This window comes from Bradyrhizobium sp. USDA 10063, from assembly GCF_054063735.1.
The window spans coordinates 334,711-351,825 of sequence record NZ_JBSSGP010000002.1 but is presented as its reverse complement, the minus strand read 5'-3'; the positions used below and the strand labels follow the sequence as shown (position 1 = coordinate 351,825).

Annotated in this window: 6 protein-coding genes; 2 read left to right on the top strand and 4 right to left on the bottom strand. The window is 63.1% G+C overall.

All coding sequences use genetic code 11. The features are described from left to right. Window positions 1–68: 68 nt before the first annotated feature. The 3 genes from ACVJGD_RS03505 to ACVJGD_RS03495 all read right to left on the bottom strand — a co-directional run bounded on the left by ACVJGD_RS03505 (window position 69) and on the right by ACVJGD_RS03495 (window position 3,104). Window positions 69–908: an AraC family transcriptional regulator gene (locus ACVJGD_RS03505; RefSeq protein WP_456633052.1), complete on the bottom strand. Its 840-nt coding sequence runs from the start codon at window positions 906–908 to the stop codon at window positions 69–71. Window positions 909–1,032: 124 nt separating this feature from the next. Beyond that, the gene (locus tag ACVJGD_RS03500; protein ID WP_456633051.1) at window positions 1,033–2,454 is read right to left on the bottom strand and encodes a UbiD family decarboxylase; all 1,422 of its coding nucleotides are present in this window, start codon (window positions 2,452–2,454) and stop codon (window positions 1,033–1,035) included. Between the two features lie 29 nt (window positions 2,455–2,483). Further along, window positions 2,484–3,104, bottom strand: coding sequence for a UbiX family flavin prenyltransferase (locus tag ACVJGD_RS03495; protein ID WP_456633050.1), 621 nt, complete (start codon window positions 3,102–3,104; stop codon window positions 2,484–2,486). A 220-nt stretch (window positions 3,105–3,324) separates the two neighbouring features. Between ACVJGD_RS03495 and ACVJGD_RS03490 the strand changes: the two genes are divergently transcribed. Then, window positions 3,325–4,296, top strand: a complete 972-nt coding sequence (locus tag ACVJGD_RS03490; RefSeq protein ID WP_456633049.1) for a LysR family transcriptional regulator — start codon at window positions 3,325–3,327, stop codon at window positions 4,294–4,296. A 167-nt stretch (window positions 4,297–4,463) separates the two neighbouring features. Then, entirely contained in the window at window positions 4,464–5,510 is a 1,047-nt protein-coding gene (locus ACVJGD_RS03485; protein WP_456633048.1) for a Bug family tripartite tricarboxylate transporter substrate binding protein, read from the top strand. Window positions 5,511–5,731: 221 nt separating this feature from the next. Here the strand turns inward: ACVJGD_RS03485 and ACVJGD_RS03480 are convergent, their stop codons facing one another. Further along, entirely contained in the window at window positions 5,732–16,738 is an 11,007-nt protein-coding gene (locus tag ACVJGD_RS03480; protein ID WP_456633047.1) for a filamentous haemagglutinin family protein, read from the bottom strand. Window positions 16,739–17,115: the final 377 nt, after the last annotated feature.

The window sequence follows — 17,115 nt, the reverse complement described above, 5'->3', positions numbered from 1 at the left end:
GCGGGGCCATACCGCCCGCTCTCACGACTTACCAAATCGTCTCATTTGAAGGCGCGTGCGCCGCAATATCAGCCGGCAAGACGCGAGACGTTGCGGAATTCGCGCGGGCCGACGCCGGCATGGTCACGGAAGAAGCGCGTGAAATGCGCGGGCTCCGGAAAGCCGAAGCGTTCGCTGAGTTCCCCCAGCGGTGTGTCCTCACGCATTACCGCGTCCAGCGCCCGTTCCATCCGCACGACGTTGAGGTAGAGCTTGGGCGAGACGCCCAGCGAAGCCTCGAACAGGCGGAAGAATTGCGCGCGCGAGAGGCCGGCGCCTCTCACGAATTGATCGACGCTGACGCAGGAATCGCGAACCCGTACGGCATCCATCGCACGCCGGATCCTCCAGTCGCAGCTCACCACACTCATGCCGCGGATCGAGCTTGGAAAGCTGCGCCAGGGTGTGAACCGCTCGATCACCGCAATCATGAGATCCGACAGCGTCTGCTCGTGGGTCCGCACGGCGTCCGGATGCGCCATCATGTCGGCCGCGAGCCGCAACGTGAGCTCACGGATGCGCGGAGAAACCTCGCCCGACGGCTGCTCGAAGAAGCCGGGCGCGCCGCTTGCGGCCCATCCCCGCCGGAACTCCTTCAGCCATTCGGGCTCGATATAGAGCGCCAGGATGAGGGTCCGCGGCCGGTTCACGTCATGCACATAAGCGTGAGGCTTCCACCCATCGACGAGCACCGCCGCCGTATCCGTGAGCGGGTAGACCCGGTCCCCAACCAGGAACTGCGTGTCGCCGCCCTCGACCTTGAGCAGGACATGGCAGTGGTGATGGGCGTGACGCACCAGCGAACGATCCATGTCGAGCAGAGCAACCCGGCCGAAAGCACCATGAGCGATGCGCAGGGCCGTGGACATCAGTACCTCCCCTCACGCGTTGCGACGCGAATTGATTTTATTGCTGGAGCGCCAATATAGCCGCGATCCGCCGGTGATGCTACCGGCGCGAACAAACTCGAGATGCCCGCAAGCGGGAACCGACTCACGACCCGGCCTCCGCAAAGATCCGCGCGATGGCGGCCCCTGGGTCGGCAAGCAAGACCGCGTCCAGATCGACCTGCTCCTCGCCCTTCACGCGAATGCGCTTGAACGCGAGTTCAGGCGCATCGGCGGGAGCGGTCGCGTCAAGGCCCATCTTGCTGCTGATCCCGTTATTGGACGTCGGATCGAGCTTCGAGCCGAGCGCGCCCGACACGACCATGAGATCCCGGTCGGCCCGGAAGCGCGTAGCCACCGCCCATTCGATCTCCTCGGAAGAGCTGATGTCGACGTCCTTATCCACCACGACCACCTGCTTGATGTCGTAATGGGCGCCGAAAGCGGACATCATGACGTTCTTCGGCTCTCCATCGTTGATCTTGTCCATCTTGATCGCGAGATGATAGCGGCACGTGCCGCCTCGCGTGAGGCGGACATCGAGCACGTTGGGAAAGCTGCGCCGCAGATGCTGCAGCAGCGTCGCCTCGCGCGGAACTCCGCCGAGGATAAGGTGCTCATAGCCACCGCCGACAATGGTGTGGAAGATTGGCCGCGCGCGATGCGTGACCGCATCCACCTCGATCACCTCGCGATTGGCACGCGGGCCGTAATATTGCGGGAATTCGCCGAATGGCCCCTCCGGCTCGCGAACGCCAGGCAGGATTCGTCCTTCGATCACGATCTCCGCGTGAGCCGGGATGCGGACTGCATTGGTCCGGCATTTGACGACATCGACCGGGCGGCCCAGCAGCGCACCCGCAATCGCCATCTCGTCTTCGTCCAATGCGGCTATTGCCTGCGACGCGAGCAGCAGCGCCGGATGAACGCCGATGACGATCGCGATCTCCAGCGCCTGCCCCATCTGCTCCGCGAGGTGGTAGTAGGAGAACGTGTGTCGCGGAAGCAGCAGGACGCCGATGCGGTTCGGACCACTGATCTGACAGCGATGGATGGAGACGTTCTGAACGCCGGTTTTCGGATTGCGGGCAATCAGCAGTCCCGCCGTGATGTAAGGACCGCTGTCGTGCTCGTTGTGCTTCGGAATCGGAAGCTGGCAAAGCAGGTCGACGTCCTTGTGGACGACCTCCTGCACCGGCCCGCTTGCCACTTCGTGGGTCGGCAGCGGCTCACGCGCAGCCGCGAGAAATCGCGACAGCAATTGATCCTCGCTGACCCCGATGGCGTCCGCGACCCAGTCGCGACCGGCAAACAGATTGGCGACGACGGGAATCGCGTGCCCGTCAGGATGCAGAAACAGCACGGCACGGTCGCGCTCCAGCCGCTTGGCTATCGCAGCCAGTTCATCGGTAAGGCCGATGCCGTCCCTCGCAATGGCAAGCCGACCGCGTTCGGCCAAATGGGCCAGCCAGGCGCGCAGATCGGATGGCGCGTTGGTCCCTCTTCTTGCCAGATCTTCTGCTCGCATGTGACTTGTCCTTGATCTTGACGATGCGTTCAGGGAACGATCTTGCGCACCGATGGCGAGCGACGTTTCAACGCATCATCCTCGCCCCAGCGGCGCACAATACTGACATCGACGTCGAACAGATCGAGCACGCGGCCGACCGCGTGCTCGATCATATCCTCCAAATTTTCGGGCTTGGCATAAAAGGCGGGCACCGGTGGCGCGATGATCGCGCCCATTTCGGACAATGCCGTCATCGTCCGCAAATGGCCGGTATGCAGCGGGGTTTCTCGTACCATGAGCACCAGCCGTCGACGTTCCTTGAGAACGACGTCCGCGGCTCGGCTCAAAAGCGTCGTGGTCGCGCCCGACGCGATCTCGGACATTGACCGCATCGAGCACGGTGCGACGATCATGCCGGCGGTACGAAACGACCCACTCGAAATCGGGGCGGCCATGTCGTCAATCGCATGGCTGACAGCAGCGAGTTCCTTCACCTCGGCGATCTTCAGATCCGTCTCATAGGCGACCGTCTGCTCGGCGGTCCTCGACATCACCAGATGCGTCTGGACTCCCGCATTCCGCAACACCTGCAGCAGGCGTACGCCGTAGATGACGCCGGAGGCACCGGAAATGCCGATGATCAGCCGCTTGGGCGCCGCGTCCCGCATGTTTTCGTTCCGCTCCCCATGGTTCTTGGCCGACCATCTGGCCACACCGGCAATATCTCGCCCGACGAGCGCCATGAGGCGAACCGAGCAACTTTTGAACAAGACTAGGCAAGGCCTTCAATCAACACAAATAATGGTTGATTATGAAGTCGATCACTGAAAATGATGACCGTAGGCCGCACGAGCCAAGCCGGGAGGATGATCTGTGGAAATCAGGCAGATGCGATATTTCCTGTGCCTGGCCGAGGAGAAGAACGTCACCCGTGCTGCACGACAGCTCAACATCGTGCAGCCGGCGCTGAGCATGCAGATCGCAAAGCTCGAGGCAGAGCTGGGTCAGAAGCTGTTCGATCGCAGCGCTCAAGGAATGACGCTGACCAATGCCGGCGAAACACTGCTGCGGCTGACGGCCCCTATCATACGCGACGTCGAATATGCGCGGCAGGAGATGGAGCAGCTTGGCGGGCGCATTTCCGGCCGAGTCTCGGTCGGCCTCATCACCTCGGTCGCGCAGAGCACCATGGCAAGCTCGTCGGCGACCGTCGCCAACCGCTATCCCGAGATCACTCTGTCCGCCTGCGAAGGGTACACCGAGACACTGGTCGACTGGGTCAACACCGGCCAGCTCGATTTCGCGCTGATCAACGTGCCGCGCCGACGAACTCCGCATGCCGCGCATCACGTCATGGACGAGGAAATGATCTTTGCCTGCAGGAAAGAGAGTCCGATCAAGCCGCCGGCAAAGCTGCGCTTCGACCACATCGTCGATTTCGACCTGGTGCTGCCCTCGAAGCGGCACGGCCTACGGCTGATCCTGGACGAGCACGCCGCCGCGCTCGGCATCGACTTGAGGCCGCGGCTCGAGCTCGACACCCTGCCGGCCCTGTGCGACGTGATCGCGACCACCGATTTCGCGACCGTCTTGCCCACCATTGCACTCCGGCAATCGCTCGCGAGCGGGGCCATCAGGGCCCATCGTTTCAACGAACAGAAGATCGTTCGCTCGATCGCCTGGGTTCATCATCCGCGACGCACCGTGTCCGTGGCAGCGAAGGCCGTGCTCGACGTCATCAGCCACGATCTTGCGCAGGCCGCGAAGGCGGCAAGAGAGTTCGTGGAGCCCGCTTCTCGTGGCGCGACCTCATCCTCTCGCAGGCGGCGCCGGCCTCCTCGGAGAAAAACAACCTCCTGAACCTGGCTCGCCTGGTCATCACGTGGACAAGATGCGGCCCCCCCCCAGCTCAAAATGAGACGGGCTGGTAAGTCTTGAGACCGACCGGCATACGGTGCCGTTCGCCGACCAACTACCTTCCTGCCAAAGCCGCCAAGGCGAGAAGCAACCGGAGGATTCAGTCCGAGATGGCAGGGGTCCGTCACAGCGGGATCACGCAAGGCGCACAGCCACAAGGAGACGGATTTCGTCCCGGCCGCAGATCGCTCCTGTCGCTGAGCGCGGGCGCGATCTTGGCCGCCGCCGGACTGCGCCCCACCGGCGCGCAGGGTCCCGACTATCCCAGTCGGCCGATCCAGGTGCTCGTGCCCTTTGCGGGGGGCAGCGCCAGCGACGTGATCACGCGCATCCTGCTCAACCGGATGGCCACGTCGCTGAAGCAGACTTTCGTCGTCGACAACCGCCCCGGCGCCGGCGGCAATATCGGCACCGCAGCAGCCGCGCATGCCGCGCCGGACGGCTATACGCTGCTGATGAGCACCTCCGGACCGCTGGCCGCAAACAAGTCGCTGTTCAAAGAGCTCGGCTATGATCCGCTGCAGGACCTTGCGCCGATCGGCCTGTTCGCTATCCTGCCAAATGTCGTCGTCATTAATTCGAAGCTTCCGCCGAAATCCCTTCGCGAGTTGATCGACTACGCCAAGGCACACCCCAAGGAGCTGAACTACGGCACGGTCGGCGTCGGCTCGTCACAACATCTGGCCGGCGCCTATTTCGAACAGCTCACGCGCACGGAGCTCACCCACGTACCCTACCGTAATATTTCGAACTACACGCCGGACTTCATCGCCGGACAAGTCCCGCTCGGATTCCAGTTGCTGCCGAACGTCATCGGGTTGATCAAGAACGGCGATGCGCGGGCGCTCGCGGTCGCCAGCGACAAGCGCATGACTGCGCTGCCCGACGTCCCGACGGCCGCCGAGGCCGGCCTTAAGGGCTATGAGAGCGCCGCCTGGCTTGCGCTTCTCGCCCCCGCCAACACCAGCAAGGCCGTGATCGACAAGCTCTATGCGGCGATGGTGGATGCAGTGAACGATCCGAAGGTGCGCGCCCTCTTCGTCGAGCAGGGAGCCGAGCCGTTCATGCTCAACCCGGAAGGTCTGAGAGATTTCATGGCATCGGAGAGCGCGAAGTGGGCGACAATCATCAGCAAGATCGGGATTGACCCAATGTAATCGCGAGGCTGCCTAAAACAGATCGTTCGGTTTCCTCACACCAGCCGCGCGGCCGGTTCGACAGCATCAGCTCGTGGATCGTACGCGACTACCCTGCCCTCGCGATCCAAATCTTCAGGCGGTCCAGAGCTCCGCGGATGTCAGGAATCATGCCCAATGCGATGGATGAGCGCGATTGCCGTCCCGAGGGCGATCGCGCTCCAATGAGTCCACACCTTGGACTACAATTTCTGCCTTTCATCCTCACTCAGCGATTGCCGTTCCTCTTCGGTCAATCGGCCAACGCCGAGGATGCGAACCGGCCCTCGCGGGTTATAGGGAGGCGCCGCGTTTTCGCTTCGCTTTTGGCGTTCATTACGTTGCCTCTCCTCTTCCTCTCCGCCCTCGGATCCGCCAAAACCGAGCAGCTCGACGATGATGATCGAGGGCCGATCGGTGTCCGTCCCTGCTTTGCTGGCATCGGCTGCCGCCTTGCCAGCCTCGTTTCGCTCTCCCACCGGCGCTGCCAGGTTAGATGGCGCCTGCGGTTTGGGCACGCCCTTGGACTCACCTCCGACCTGGATATTGCCGACATTGAGCACGTAAAGGGCGGCCAGGTTGAGGTTGCCGGCGACCCGGATGCCGGCATCACCTGCATTGACCGTGCCTTTGGGTGCAACCAGGTCAACGTCACCGTCACCGACCGTGCCGATGCCGCTGCCGCTCATATCCTGGCGTTCGAGGATCTCCGTGTTGCCATCCGGATCGGTGACGATGTCGGGCGCCGTCGGCACTCGCAGCGTCTTGGCGCCACGGCCCGCATCGATATCGCCCAGCGTCGACCAAATGATCATATCGCTGCCTTTCGCGGTGGCCTCCGGCACGAAGGTCAGAATCCGCGAACGATTCACCGTCACATCGTCCTTGGCGAAGATGTTGATGTGCCCCGAGCCGAGCGTGATGATGCCGTGTTCCGGCGGCACGGCGGCACCGAGGGCAGCGACCTGCAGCCCGCCGCCTGGCGTCAGAACTTCGATGTCGCCACCGGCCATCCCGCGCAGCATCAGGCTGCTCGCCACCACATCGCCATTCCAGTCGTCACCGGGGAACAGCGTGGCGATCGCCGCATAACCGCGATCGTAGCCGCCGTTCAGAGGCGATCCGTTCGGGCCGGGCGTGTTGTAATCGCGGCCAGCATCGCGCAATTCCTGCATGTAGATGCGGCGCAGGAAAGCTTCCTGAGCAAGTTGCGGCAAAGCGCGGAAGCGGTTCCAGGCCGCCAGCGGCGACAGGCGCTCGCCAGTCATCTCCTCAACGAAGGAGACGAGGCCGCGGCGCGCGATCTTGGCCTGGCCGTTCTTGCCGGTTGTGGTGAGATCGACGAGATAAAGCGGCACGACGGTGCCGTCCGGCAGCGTCGTCTTCAGATAGTCCGGCATCGCCGCCACGTTGGCCGGATCGAGATAGGCCGTCATGAAAGCTGCATAGGATGGCTGCTTGCCGTTGAGGCCCGCCAACAGCGTGATCGCTGCGCTCTCCTCCGGCAGGCCATGGATGTCGGTGTTGAGCATGGGCCGGTTGTAGGCGTCCCACCGCCGGTTGCCGGTGCTCACAATGGAAAGACTGGCGATGCCGCCATAACCGTCGCGGACCGCACCACCATAAACATCGTGGTTGGCCGTCACCAGGAGCGCGCCGGGTCCCTCGATCCTGATCGAGCCGGCATAGGTGCCGACTGCGGCGATGATGTCGTTGCCGGCTTCCAGAAGCGAAACGTCCGTCGGGCGAATATTGCGAAGCGAATAGTTGATGCCGCGGATATCCTTGCCAGTACGGAACCAGGTCTGCTCATTGGTCGTGATCGACGACTGCCGCTCGCCAACGATTGAACCGCTCAAAGCGTAAATGCGGCTTGGCTCGTAGTCGTCGGCCATCGGGAGCCGGTCAGGATTATTGATCGTGTAGAGATATCCATCAAAATCGCTGCCATACCAAGCCTCGGGTGCAATAGGTCCCCTGTCGTTCGCGATCAGTATATCGAAGTTCGCGTTGCGATAAGGCAAGAACGGCGAAGGCATCATGTCCGGCACCGCTCGTGACAGGAAGATTTGGCCGTTCGGGTAGAAGCTGTAGTTCAGCGGATTACTGTTCGTCAGCCGGACATCGTTCTCGACCAGGATTCGCAGCTCGGCGTTGGCGCCGGCCATGGTGTAGAGCGGGCCGCCGATCTCGAGCGAGCCGTTAAGCGCGGTAATGTGCGTGATCGCCGGATAACGATTCTTTGCCGGAATCGTGGTGTCGCTCAGGAGAGCGTCGGGCGGGGTTCCGCCATCCGGAGAATGAAAGCTCATATCACCGAACAGCGCCTGCCCGTCATTGACGAGCGTCATGTCGCCGCCGACCGAGGTCAAATTGAGCGCCGTGCGCGCCGTATAGCCGCTCATAAAGGCGCCGACACGTGTTTGATCATACACGCGCCATTGGTCCAGCAGCAGCGGATCGAGCACCGTCTGGACCCGCATGTCGCTCATCGTGCGGACGTCCAGCGTAGCATCGCCCAAGGCCAGCACCGGCGCGACCGTATGGCTTGTAATGTGCGTCATACCTGAACGTATGATTGATACGGTGCGACCGATCGCCAGTTCGCCGGCTGTGATGGATCCTGCGCCGCGGCCGATATAATATTGACCGCCGCGGATGACGCCGCCCGCGTTGACGGTCATCGCGCCGCCGTTGCGCATCTCGAGGATCTTGGCTTCTCCGAACGTGCGACCGCCGCGCACACGGGCATTGGTTGGTTGTGCCACCAGCAGGTTGACCAGATCGCCGCCGACGTCGACTGACACATTGCCGCCACCGAGGGCGCCGACGCCTTGTTGGAAGGTGCCGTAATTCACCCACCAGGCGCTTTGCTGCCCAGGAGCGAACACCAGATCGCTGGTGGCACCTCCCTGCCGCCACAGCCACTCCGTGAACAACTGATAGTCGAGATTGTCGGTTGGCAAGGCAGACGTGATGCTGCCTTGTGCAGCAATGGAAACATGACCGCCGTGGATGCCGAACGACGCATTGGTCGGCGTGCTTGTGAAATCCGGCCAGGTCGTCATGTCCTTGCGGCCGGCTGTATAGATGACGGATTTGTTGTTCGCGAGATCGACATTGCGGGCGACCCGCACATCGATGTCGCCGGTGCCTGTGCGGATCAGTTTGCCGGCGGAAGCATCGCCGACAATGAGGTAGCCGCTATTGGCCGCGAGGCTTGCCAGCGGCGTCACCGCCAAAGCGCCGGCCGAGGTGAGGTCTGCGCCCGCTACGAGACGCAGATTCCAGGACGCCGCATCCTTCCAAGTGGCCGCCCCCTGCAATTGCCCGCTGCGGTCTGCTGTGTCGAAGCCGTCGCTCAGATTGCCCTTGATGGTGAGATTGCCGGCGGCGCGCAGCGTCAGCGTGCCCTCGCGCGGAGCGGCGAAGGTCGGCGAGCCTCCATTCCGAGCGGCGAAGTCCGTGAACAGATTCCAGTCGCTGTTCAGCGCGAGGTCGCCCGCAGCCCGGATCTCGATTCCGGCCGCGACTGCTACCACGTTCGGGTCCAGCCCGAGCCGGGCGGCAACAGCATCGGCGCGATCCATGAACACCCCGGCATGGGTTTTGGCATCGGCCATCACGGAGTCGATCGTGACGCCGTCGAAGGCACTGGCGTGCACTGTGTCGCCGGCGTCATAGACGCTGACCCCTTCCAGCACAGCCGAGCGCGCACCGAGAATGCGGGTGTCGAGGCGGGTGACCGCGACCTCGTCATGCGCCGCCGTCTGCAAGGCGCGCAAGCGAACCCGTCCATCCTCGCCGCCTGAGACATCGATCGTCCCGCCGCGCAGGTCGAGTTCGCCTGCGCTGGCTTCCAGCGTCACCCGGCCGGAGCCGAGTTCGGCATCGGTTGCACCGGCGAGCAATGCGGCGGAGCTCTCCATGACAAGGCCGTTGCCGCCGCTGATGACAATGCGTCCGCCATATTGAGCGCGTGCATCTATCACCCCGGCGATCGTCACCACGCCGCGGTCGGCGCCGAGCGAGAAGTCTGCGACCGTCGTGGTGCCGCTGACGGTGACATCGCCATTGCGGATGCGGAACTGGCGTGACGCGAAGAAGCCGGCCTCGTTGAGGCGCTGACTGAGGCCCGCGAAATCCGGCAAAGCCGCAATGTCCAGCGCGAACGAACCGCCCTTGCCGCCAACGCCTGCCTTGGCGGCAAGCCGGCCATCGAGCACCACGGTGCCGCCGCCCGAGGCGGTCACCGACAGGTTGCCCGCATTGCCGCCCCCGGCGTGAGCCGAGAGATTCAATGCCGCGTTTGAACTCATCCTCACATCGCCACCGATCGCCGTCAGTCCGATCCGCCCCGCGTCGGCATATTCAGTGACATCGAAGAACTGTTTGGCAAACCCACCGACATCGATGAGAGAGCCGTCCGCCAGCACAAGGTTTCCGGCCGTCGCCGTCAGGTCGACCGCACCGCCCAATGCAACGATTCGTCCGTCCAGACGGACGCGGCCTCCGCTCAGAGCAAGGCGAGTGCCGAGGCTGCTTTCCGAGCCAGCCAGCGGTTTGGACGTGTCGCCACCGATCGTCAGAGCCCCCGTCGTCACAAGCGATTGGTTTGCACCGCTCCGTCCGGTCAGCACAGGCGTCGACACCGTCAGCGCCGAACTTCCCGCATCGATGCTTCCACGACCTTCGCCGACGACACGGTCGAGACCGGCCAACACCACGCTGCCGAAACCGCCGATCACTTTGCTGCCGGCTCCCAGCACGAGTTCATCGGCCGTTAGCGTCAGCGAACCCGAACCCGCGCCAACAGCGCCTGCAAACGTCTCCCCGCTATTTTGCAAGGTGATCGCCTTGCCGGTCACAGCGACGTGGTTTGCGCCATACCCGACGAGACCGCCGGCATCCAACGTCACCGTCGCAAGACCGGCGCCGCCGAATTCAACCGAGCTGTAGAAATCGACGGTTGTGTAGCTGCGCAGCGTCAAATGCTGCGTATTGGCGAGTTGTGCGAGGCTCTGCGATGAGAGGATGAGGCCTTCACTGCCGCCGCCGAGGCCGATCCGGCCTGACGCAACCGACAACGCCGAACCGGAGAGTCGAGCGCTAGCCGCAAGCTCGGTGTTCCTCGTCGCATCGATCAGCAACGCGTTGCCACCTGCAAGCTGCACGTTGGTGCCGACCTTCACGATACCGCCCGTGCTCGTATCGACATTCTCGCGGATCACCTTGACGGGATCGCCATTCGAAAGCCGTATCAGCGCACCGAAATCCCTGGACGGCGTCACGAGCACGTCGTCCTTCGGGTCGCCATCATCCGAACCGTTGGGGTCGACATAGACCGCCTTGACCTGCGGTGTGATCACGAGGTCGCCACCGCCACCGCTTGCCTCACCGCTGGCCGAAATGACGCTCCCTGCATGGATGTCAATCAGACTACTTGCTGCAAGGATGATTTCAGGCCCCGCAAGGATCGAACCATCGTCATTGCGCACGATGATGTCGTTCGCCGTCACGTCGAGCCGCAAGCCACGAGGATCGCCTGTGCGCGTACCGCCGATGAGAAGGCTGCCGGCACCGAAGTTCGTCAATTGATTGGCGTCAACGACAAGATAGCCATCCGCCCGCAGGGTTGAGGTGTCCTGCCCGGCGCCAACGATCGCGATCCTGGTGCCGGCAATGTCGACGAGACCACCGCGCCCGCCCGCTGCCGCCTGCGACTGCAATCGGCCATCGAGAATCAGCTCTTGCGTGGCCTTGAACACGACGGCGCCGCCATCCATCGGCAGGCGCGGCGTCACGATCTCCTGTCCGGTCAGACGGTAGCGGGTGAGCTTGAAGGCATCGGACGCGAAATAGCTGTCGGCGTAGGCCTCATTGTACTCGCTGTACTGCCGCAACTGCGCGCCCGACATCACCCGCCAGGACGACGACAGTTGATCCTGCGTGCCAGTAAGTTCGTTGCTGCGCCGGCCATTCATCAACACCGAACCGTCGTTGAGCGTCACGGCACGAGCCATCGGCGTGGCCTGCGCGCCGGCGGACAACGAAACAAGATATGCACCCGGAAGCGCCGCGTAGCTTGCGGGCAACAATGTGTACCAGCCAGCCGCAAGTCCATTGCCGCCGGCCAGCCACACGCGATCACCGCTGCCGATCTCGCTGCCGGACGGCGCAAATCCTGCAAAGCCCGGCAGCACCGCGTAGGTGTTTGGCATGGCCACGATATCATGCGAGCCGCCCGGACCCGGCACGAATTCGCGGGCATAGAGATCGCCACCGCCGCGGATATCGATCGTCGATCCGGCACCGACATTCACCGTCGGCGCATCGAACACCACTCGTTTCTCCGGCGGCATCGCAAGGTAGTTGGCCGCCGGATCCTGGGGATCCACCGCTTTGGTGGGATCGATCCAGTGCTCGCCGTTGCTGAGCACGCCATAGGGCACAATCAGTCCGTTGCCGGACACCGAGGTGATGCTGCCCGAGCCGAGCGTCAGGCGCTCGCTCGCCTTCAAGATGATCTGTCCGAACGGCGCGCGCAGCACGCCATTCTGCTCGATCACCGGCGCCTCCAGCGTCAGACTGCCGCCCGCCGACAGCGGCGGCGCCACTTCGCCATTGCGCGCGACCGTAATCGTGCCGGTGGCCTTGATGGTCGCCTGTACACCCGTCGACGGATAAATCTGTCCGGCCTTCAGAACCAGAGCGCCCTCGACATCGAGCAGAGCCGTCGGTGCTTGTCCCGTTTGTTGCAACGGAGCCGACAGGCGAAGGTCCGTCGCCTCGAACACGGTCTGGGCAAAGCCGCGGATGTTCGCTGTCTGCGAAATTTCTATAAGGGAGCCACTAAGCGTCAGACGACCCGCCAAAGACGAGCCATCCGCTGCAGCACCACCAGCAAAGCTGTTCAGGTTGATATGGGGAGCCTGCAACAGCGAGTTGAGCCCCCCGACATTGGCCAGCGTGCCGTTGATCGAAATCGACCGGGAGAGCGCAAGGTTGGCCCCTTGTAGCTGAATTTGATCGCCAGACTGCAGCACAAGATCGGCGAAACCGCCCGAGCTGATGGAAGACGGCCGCACGACGAGGGGCATGATCAGGCCAGCGGCCTGCCAAACAGGCTCGACGTCCGCACCAACCATATCGCGCCAGATGCCGAAGAACTGCGGCGTCAGGCCGAGTTGTCCGAGATCAATGCCGCCATTCGGTCCAGCGGCTGTTTCGGACAAGATGAGACTTCCGGCCGTCGACGTGGGAAGCGCATCGATCATCTCTTGTGTGAAGATCACCGGTTCGGAAAGCCCGATCACTGGGCCATAATCGAAGCCGACGATATCCTGCAGGTTATTGTCGCAGACGCCGTTGCCACTCAATCCGAGGCAATCAGGATCAAGCCATCCAAACATCTGCACGAACGTCTCACGCGGCGAGAGACCGCCTGGGCTTCCCGGCACCTCGAATCTCACCGATCCTCCGGCTGCGCCCTCGCCTCCCGCATGAGCCGACAGCGTCCCCGCCACCGTTCCGAATCCGCTGATGGAAATCGAGCCGCCGTTGCTGGCGAGGCGGATCGTCGTGACCCTGCGCCCGCCAAGGCCTCCGCTCGGTACATCGATTTCACCGCTTGCACCGGACACATCGATGAGCGAACCGGCCTCGAGAGTGAGCAGTGCCATGGCTTCAACGCTGACGGATCCGCCCGCCCTCACCTCGCCGATGCGATATCCGCGCGGACCGGAATAGATCACCGGCGCGCCGCGAGCGAGGAGACTCGCGCCATTGCTCAAAAGCAGCTTTTCTGCTGCTGTGATCGCGATGCTGCCGGCTGGTGCTTCGACGGTTCCGTGTATCGTTGCGTTGCCGCTCCCTGTCTGCCCCCCGGCATCAAAGGCGATGTGCCCGCCGAGATCGGTGCGGATATGGGCGCCCGCGCCCACCGTGATGTTGCCGCCGGAGGCGGTAAGGATGAGCTCGGCTGGCTTGCGCGCCGCACGCTCCTCAAGACGCAGTACGCCGAGTGTGCCGATATCCGTGATTTTCGTGCCGGATGCGACACTCGTGTAGTCCGCGCCGGACAGATCAACGGAGACAGGAAGCTGCGAGATTTCACTCCCATCCGGCACAGTGATGTCGCCGTATGACAGGATCGTGACCGAACGGAAGCCGCGTTCGGCATAGAGCGAGCCTGGCACATACAACACGGATGCGTCCGCGGGAGCACTGCCGCCGAGTTGGACCGAGGATCTCGTCTCAAAAGCCAGGCTGCCGCCGGAACCGGCTGCAAAGGCGCGCAATTCGAGCTTGGCCATCTGTTCGCCGGAGATGGTCGGCAGTGTGACCTTTCCGGCATCGCCAACCTTGAACTTGACCTTGCCATTCTGCCGGCTCACCCATCCGCCACCGGACACGTCCAGAACCGCGCCCTGCGCAACATTGGTCGTCATGGCCGACAGATTGATCGTCCCACCATGCACCATCGGTGCGATGCCTGAGACGACGCCGGTCAGCTCGTTCACCCACTGGCCGCTGACATCGATGTTGGCATTCGCGCCAAGAGTGATCGTACGCAGGCCGGCGCCAGCCGTTCCCAGCGAGACTGTGCCCCCGGCAATGTGGATGGTACCGTCGATGTTGAACGCGATGCTGCTCGACACCGATCCGTTGGACGTGACCGACAACGATGCGCCCGGATCCAGCTCAAGCCGGGTGCCGCTCTCCAGCGTGAAGGCATTGGTGACAAACAGATCGAGCTTGCCCAACCCCGATTGACTCAAGATGTCTGCGTTGAGCCAAGTGGTCTTTTCCGGCAACGGCCACACGCCGGGACGATAATAGTCGGTGCTGACGGGCGTGGTGGCTGTGAAGTCTGCCGGCAACATCGTTGCAGCGCCGGTGATGATGAGGTCGGACGGCGTCCAGGGGCGATCCGGATCGCTGCTGCTGCCGATCTTGAGCGTGCCGGCCTTGGCGATCTGGCCGCTCGCAGCCTGCCGCTCGCCGACGATCACACCGCCCCAATAGCTGCCGTCGAGGATCAGCGCCTCGCCGCCATAGATCTGGATTGATCCGGCATCGCGACCTTCGGTGTAACCTTTTTCAAAGCGAGCCCTCGCTCCGCTGAGCGGACTGGTCCATATCTCGGTGACGCCCCAGCGTGCATGGTCGCGCCTGTAGCCTCCGGCCAACCCGACATAGATCATGTCGGGCGTTGCACTGCCGATATCGTAAACACGTCCATCTGCGCCCAGCAGTTTGGTCGTATTGTTCCAGCCGTCGGTGTAGCGCACCGATCCGCCGGATACGTCGAGCATCGACTCTGCCCGTGTAATCACCGAGCCGCCGGACTTCAGAACGATCGATCCGGCCTTGGTCGACAACTCGGCGAGATCGGTCTTGCCGACACCAATCCAGCCTGAAAGATCGCCCAGTGGCGAGCCGACCCATTGACCGGGCTTACCCTCAATCCATGTGACGCCCGACATCGGTCCGTCCTCGAACGTACCGCTCACTCGCCGGTCGACAATCACCTTGAGGCCACGCAGCCACGAGTCGCGATAGAGAGGCGAATCCCGCAACTCGTTGATGTAGAGCTGCGCTTCAATAAAGTTGCGTGCCATGGGTATGAGCACGTCCTGCACACCGGCAACGGTCATATAGGCATCGCTGTCGATATAGATGCGGCTGCCGTCCTTCTCCGTCGGATCGCCGTCGATGGGCGTTTCGCTGGGACCTTGGGAAGGAGCGCCAACACTCCCGATGGGAACCGCACTGGCGACCGCGCTGATCGTGCCGGATGGCGCTATCACGCTGGCGAAGCTCTGCACATCGATCAGGTTGCCGCGCAGTTGAACATTGCCTGGCTTGTAGCGGGTCGCCAATGCCGCTTGCTCTATCTCGCTTGTATCGGTGAGATCCGGCAGGATGGCCGTGACGCTGTCAGACCCGAGCGTCAGCGTGCCCGCCGACCAATGCACCAACTGGGAAGCATCGAGCGAGGAGCTAAAGGCCCTCATGCCCTGGCCCCAGGCCCGCAAGCGGATCGAGCCCTCGCGATTATTCAAAGCCGAGGTCGCCGTCAGCACACCATTCTGGAACACCTCACGCGACTGCAGCGTGATGTTGCCACGATCGACATGAATCGACCCGGCATTGGTGACATCGTAGCCAACGGCCGCCGCACGGGCTTCCATGGCGGGGAGAATCACATCGCGAAGATTGTCAGTGAACGGAGTTGTCCATTGGCTGTATCCAACGGCCGTCACCAGTTCGCTGTAGGCCACAAGATACGGCATCGGACCCGACACGGCGACATCAAGACCGCGCACACCATTCATGTCGGTCGCCAGCCAGACCTGTTCGCCAGCAGCCAGGATCACCTGACCGTCGGTGGCATTGAGCCGGCCCTCATTCTTCACTTGCGAGCCAAACAGCATGAGCTTGCCGCCTTCGGCCGTACTTAACTCCGCACCGGCCCGGACCTCGACCTTGCCCGGTACATAGTGCGGTATGAACGCCGCCCCTTGCCCAGAGACGTTCGTGGCATGCTCGCCAAATTGGGGAATCGCCCAATCGTTGGCCGCTTGGTCCGCGATTTTCAGGGGATTGTTGATCCCCGCCATGAACTGCTCATTCGACAGCGATAGCGTCGACGCGACGAGCGTGCCGACATTCACTTGACTGGTACCGCCGAACACGATGCCGTTGCGGTTGATGACATAGACCTGCCCTTCGGCCTGGATCTGGCCGAGGATCTGCGACGGCCTGCCGCTTGGGTCGGTGACCCGATTGAGCGCGATCCACGCCTTCGCCCCAGCCGGATCGGCGGCGGTGTTGCCCGCCGTCTGGTCGAAGTGAACCGTGGTCTCGCGACCAACGTTGAATTCCTGCCAGTTCAGAATGGCCTTCGGGTCAGTCTGCTTGACATCGACCTGGGTGCGGCCATTGGCCTGCATCTGTGTCGGCAGCCGAGCACCTGTCCACACTCCAGGCATCGTTCCCGCGCCTGGCGCCACCACCAGGCCGCCGGCCGTGAGCCCGTTCGGAATCGAGCTCGGCGCCTGAAGCGCAAGATTGCGCGCGGCATTCTGCGCGGCCTGCATGGCCTGCATCGCCTGCGTTGCCTGCTTCAGCGAATTTCTCGCCTGCTGCGCGGCAGCTTGCGCCTGTTGCATCGCCGCCGCGCCGGCCGCCGTCGCGTTCGCCACCGGCGAGGCGCCGCCCGACCCGAGGGGTCTCGCCTCGGCGCCCGCGGTTAGCAACGCCGCCGCGCTGACGCCAACCAAGAGAGCAACGCGATAGGGCCAACGGGCCCGTCTGGTCAGGGCGCTGCAGGGCACGGCAGGACCGGCCTGGTCTATCCACGCGATGCGCGTCTTGGACTGATTCTGTGATCGCATTACCGACGGCATCTGCATGGTCCTGTCTCAGTAGCTGGCTCTGAGGCGGCGAGTATCGCCTCCCGACACGACGAAAAACGCGGCCGGCCCTCGAGCAGGACCGCCGTGTATCGCCGTCGTATTCATGAGACGAACGCCGGGCGCATCCGGCTAACCATCGCGCCCAATTTTTTTTGTGAAGTTTG

Excerpts from the sequence above, each read along its gene's own strand:
- ACVJGD_RS03495 (WP_456633050.1), bottom strand. The coding sequence starts at position 3,104 with ATGCGGGACGCGGCGCCCAAGCGGCTGATCATCGGCATTTCCGGTGCC.
- ACVJGD_RS03485 (WP_456633048.1), top strand. The coding sequence starts at position 4,464 with ATGGCAGGGGTCCGTCACAGCGGGATCACGCAAGGCGCACAGCCACAA.
- ACVJGD_RS03500 (WP_456633051.1), bottom strand. The coding sequence starts at position 2,454 with ATGCGAGCAGAAGATCTGGCAAGAAGAGGGACCAACGCGCCATCCGAT.
- ACVJGD_RS03490 (WP_456633049.1), top strand. The coding sequence starts at position 3,325 with ATGCGATATTTCCTGTGCCTGGCCGAGGAGAAGAACGTCACCCGTGCT.
- ACVJGD_RS03505 (WP_456633052.1), bottom strand. The coding sequence starts at position 908 with ATGTCCACGGCCCTGCGCATCGCTCATGGTGCTTTCGGCCGGGTTGCT.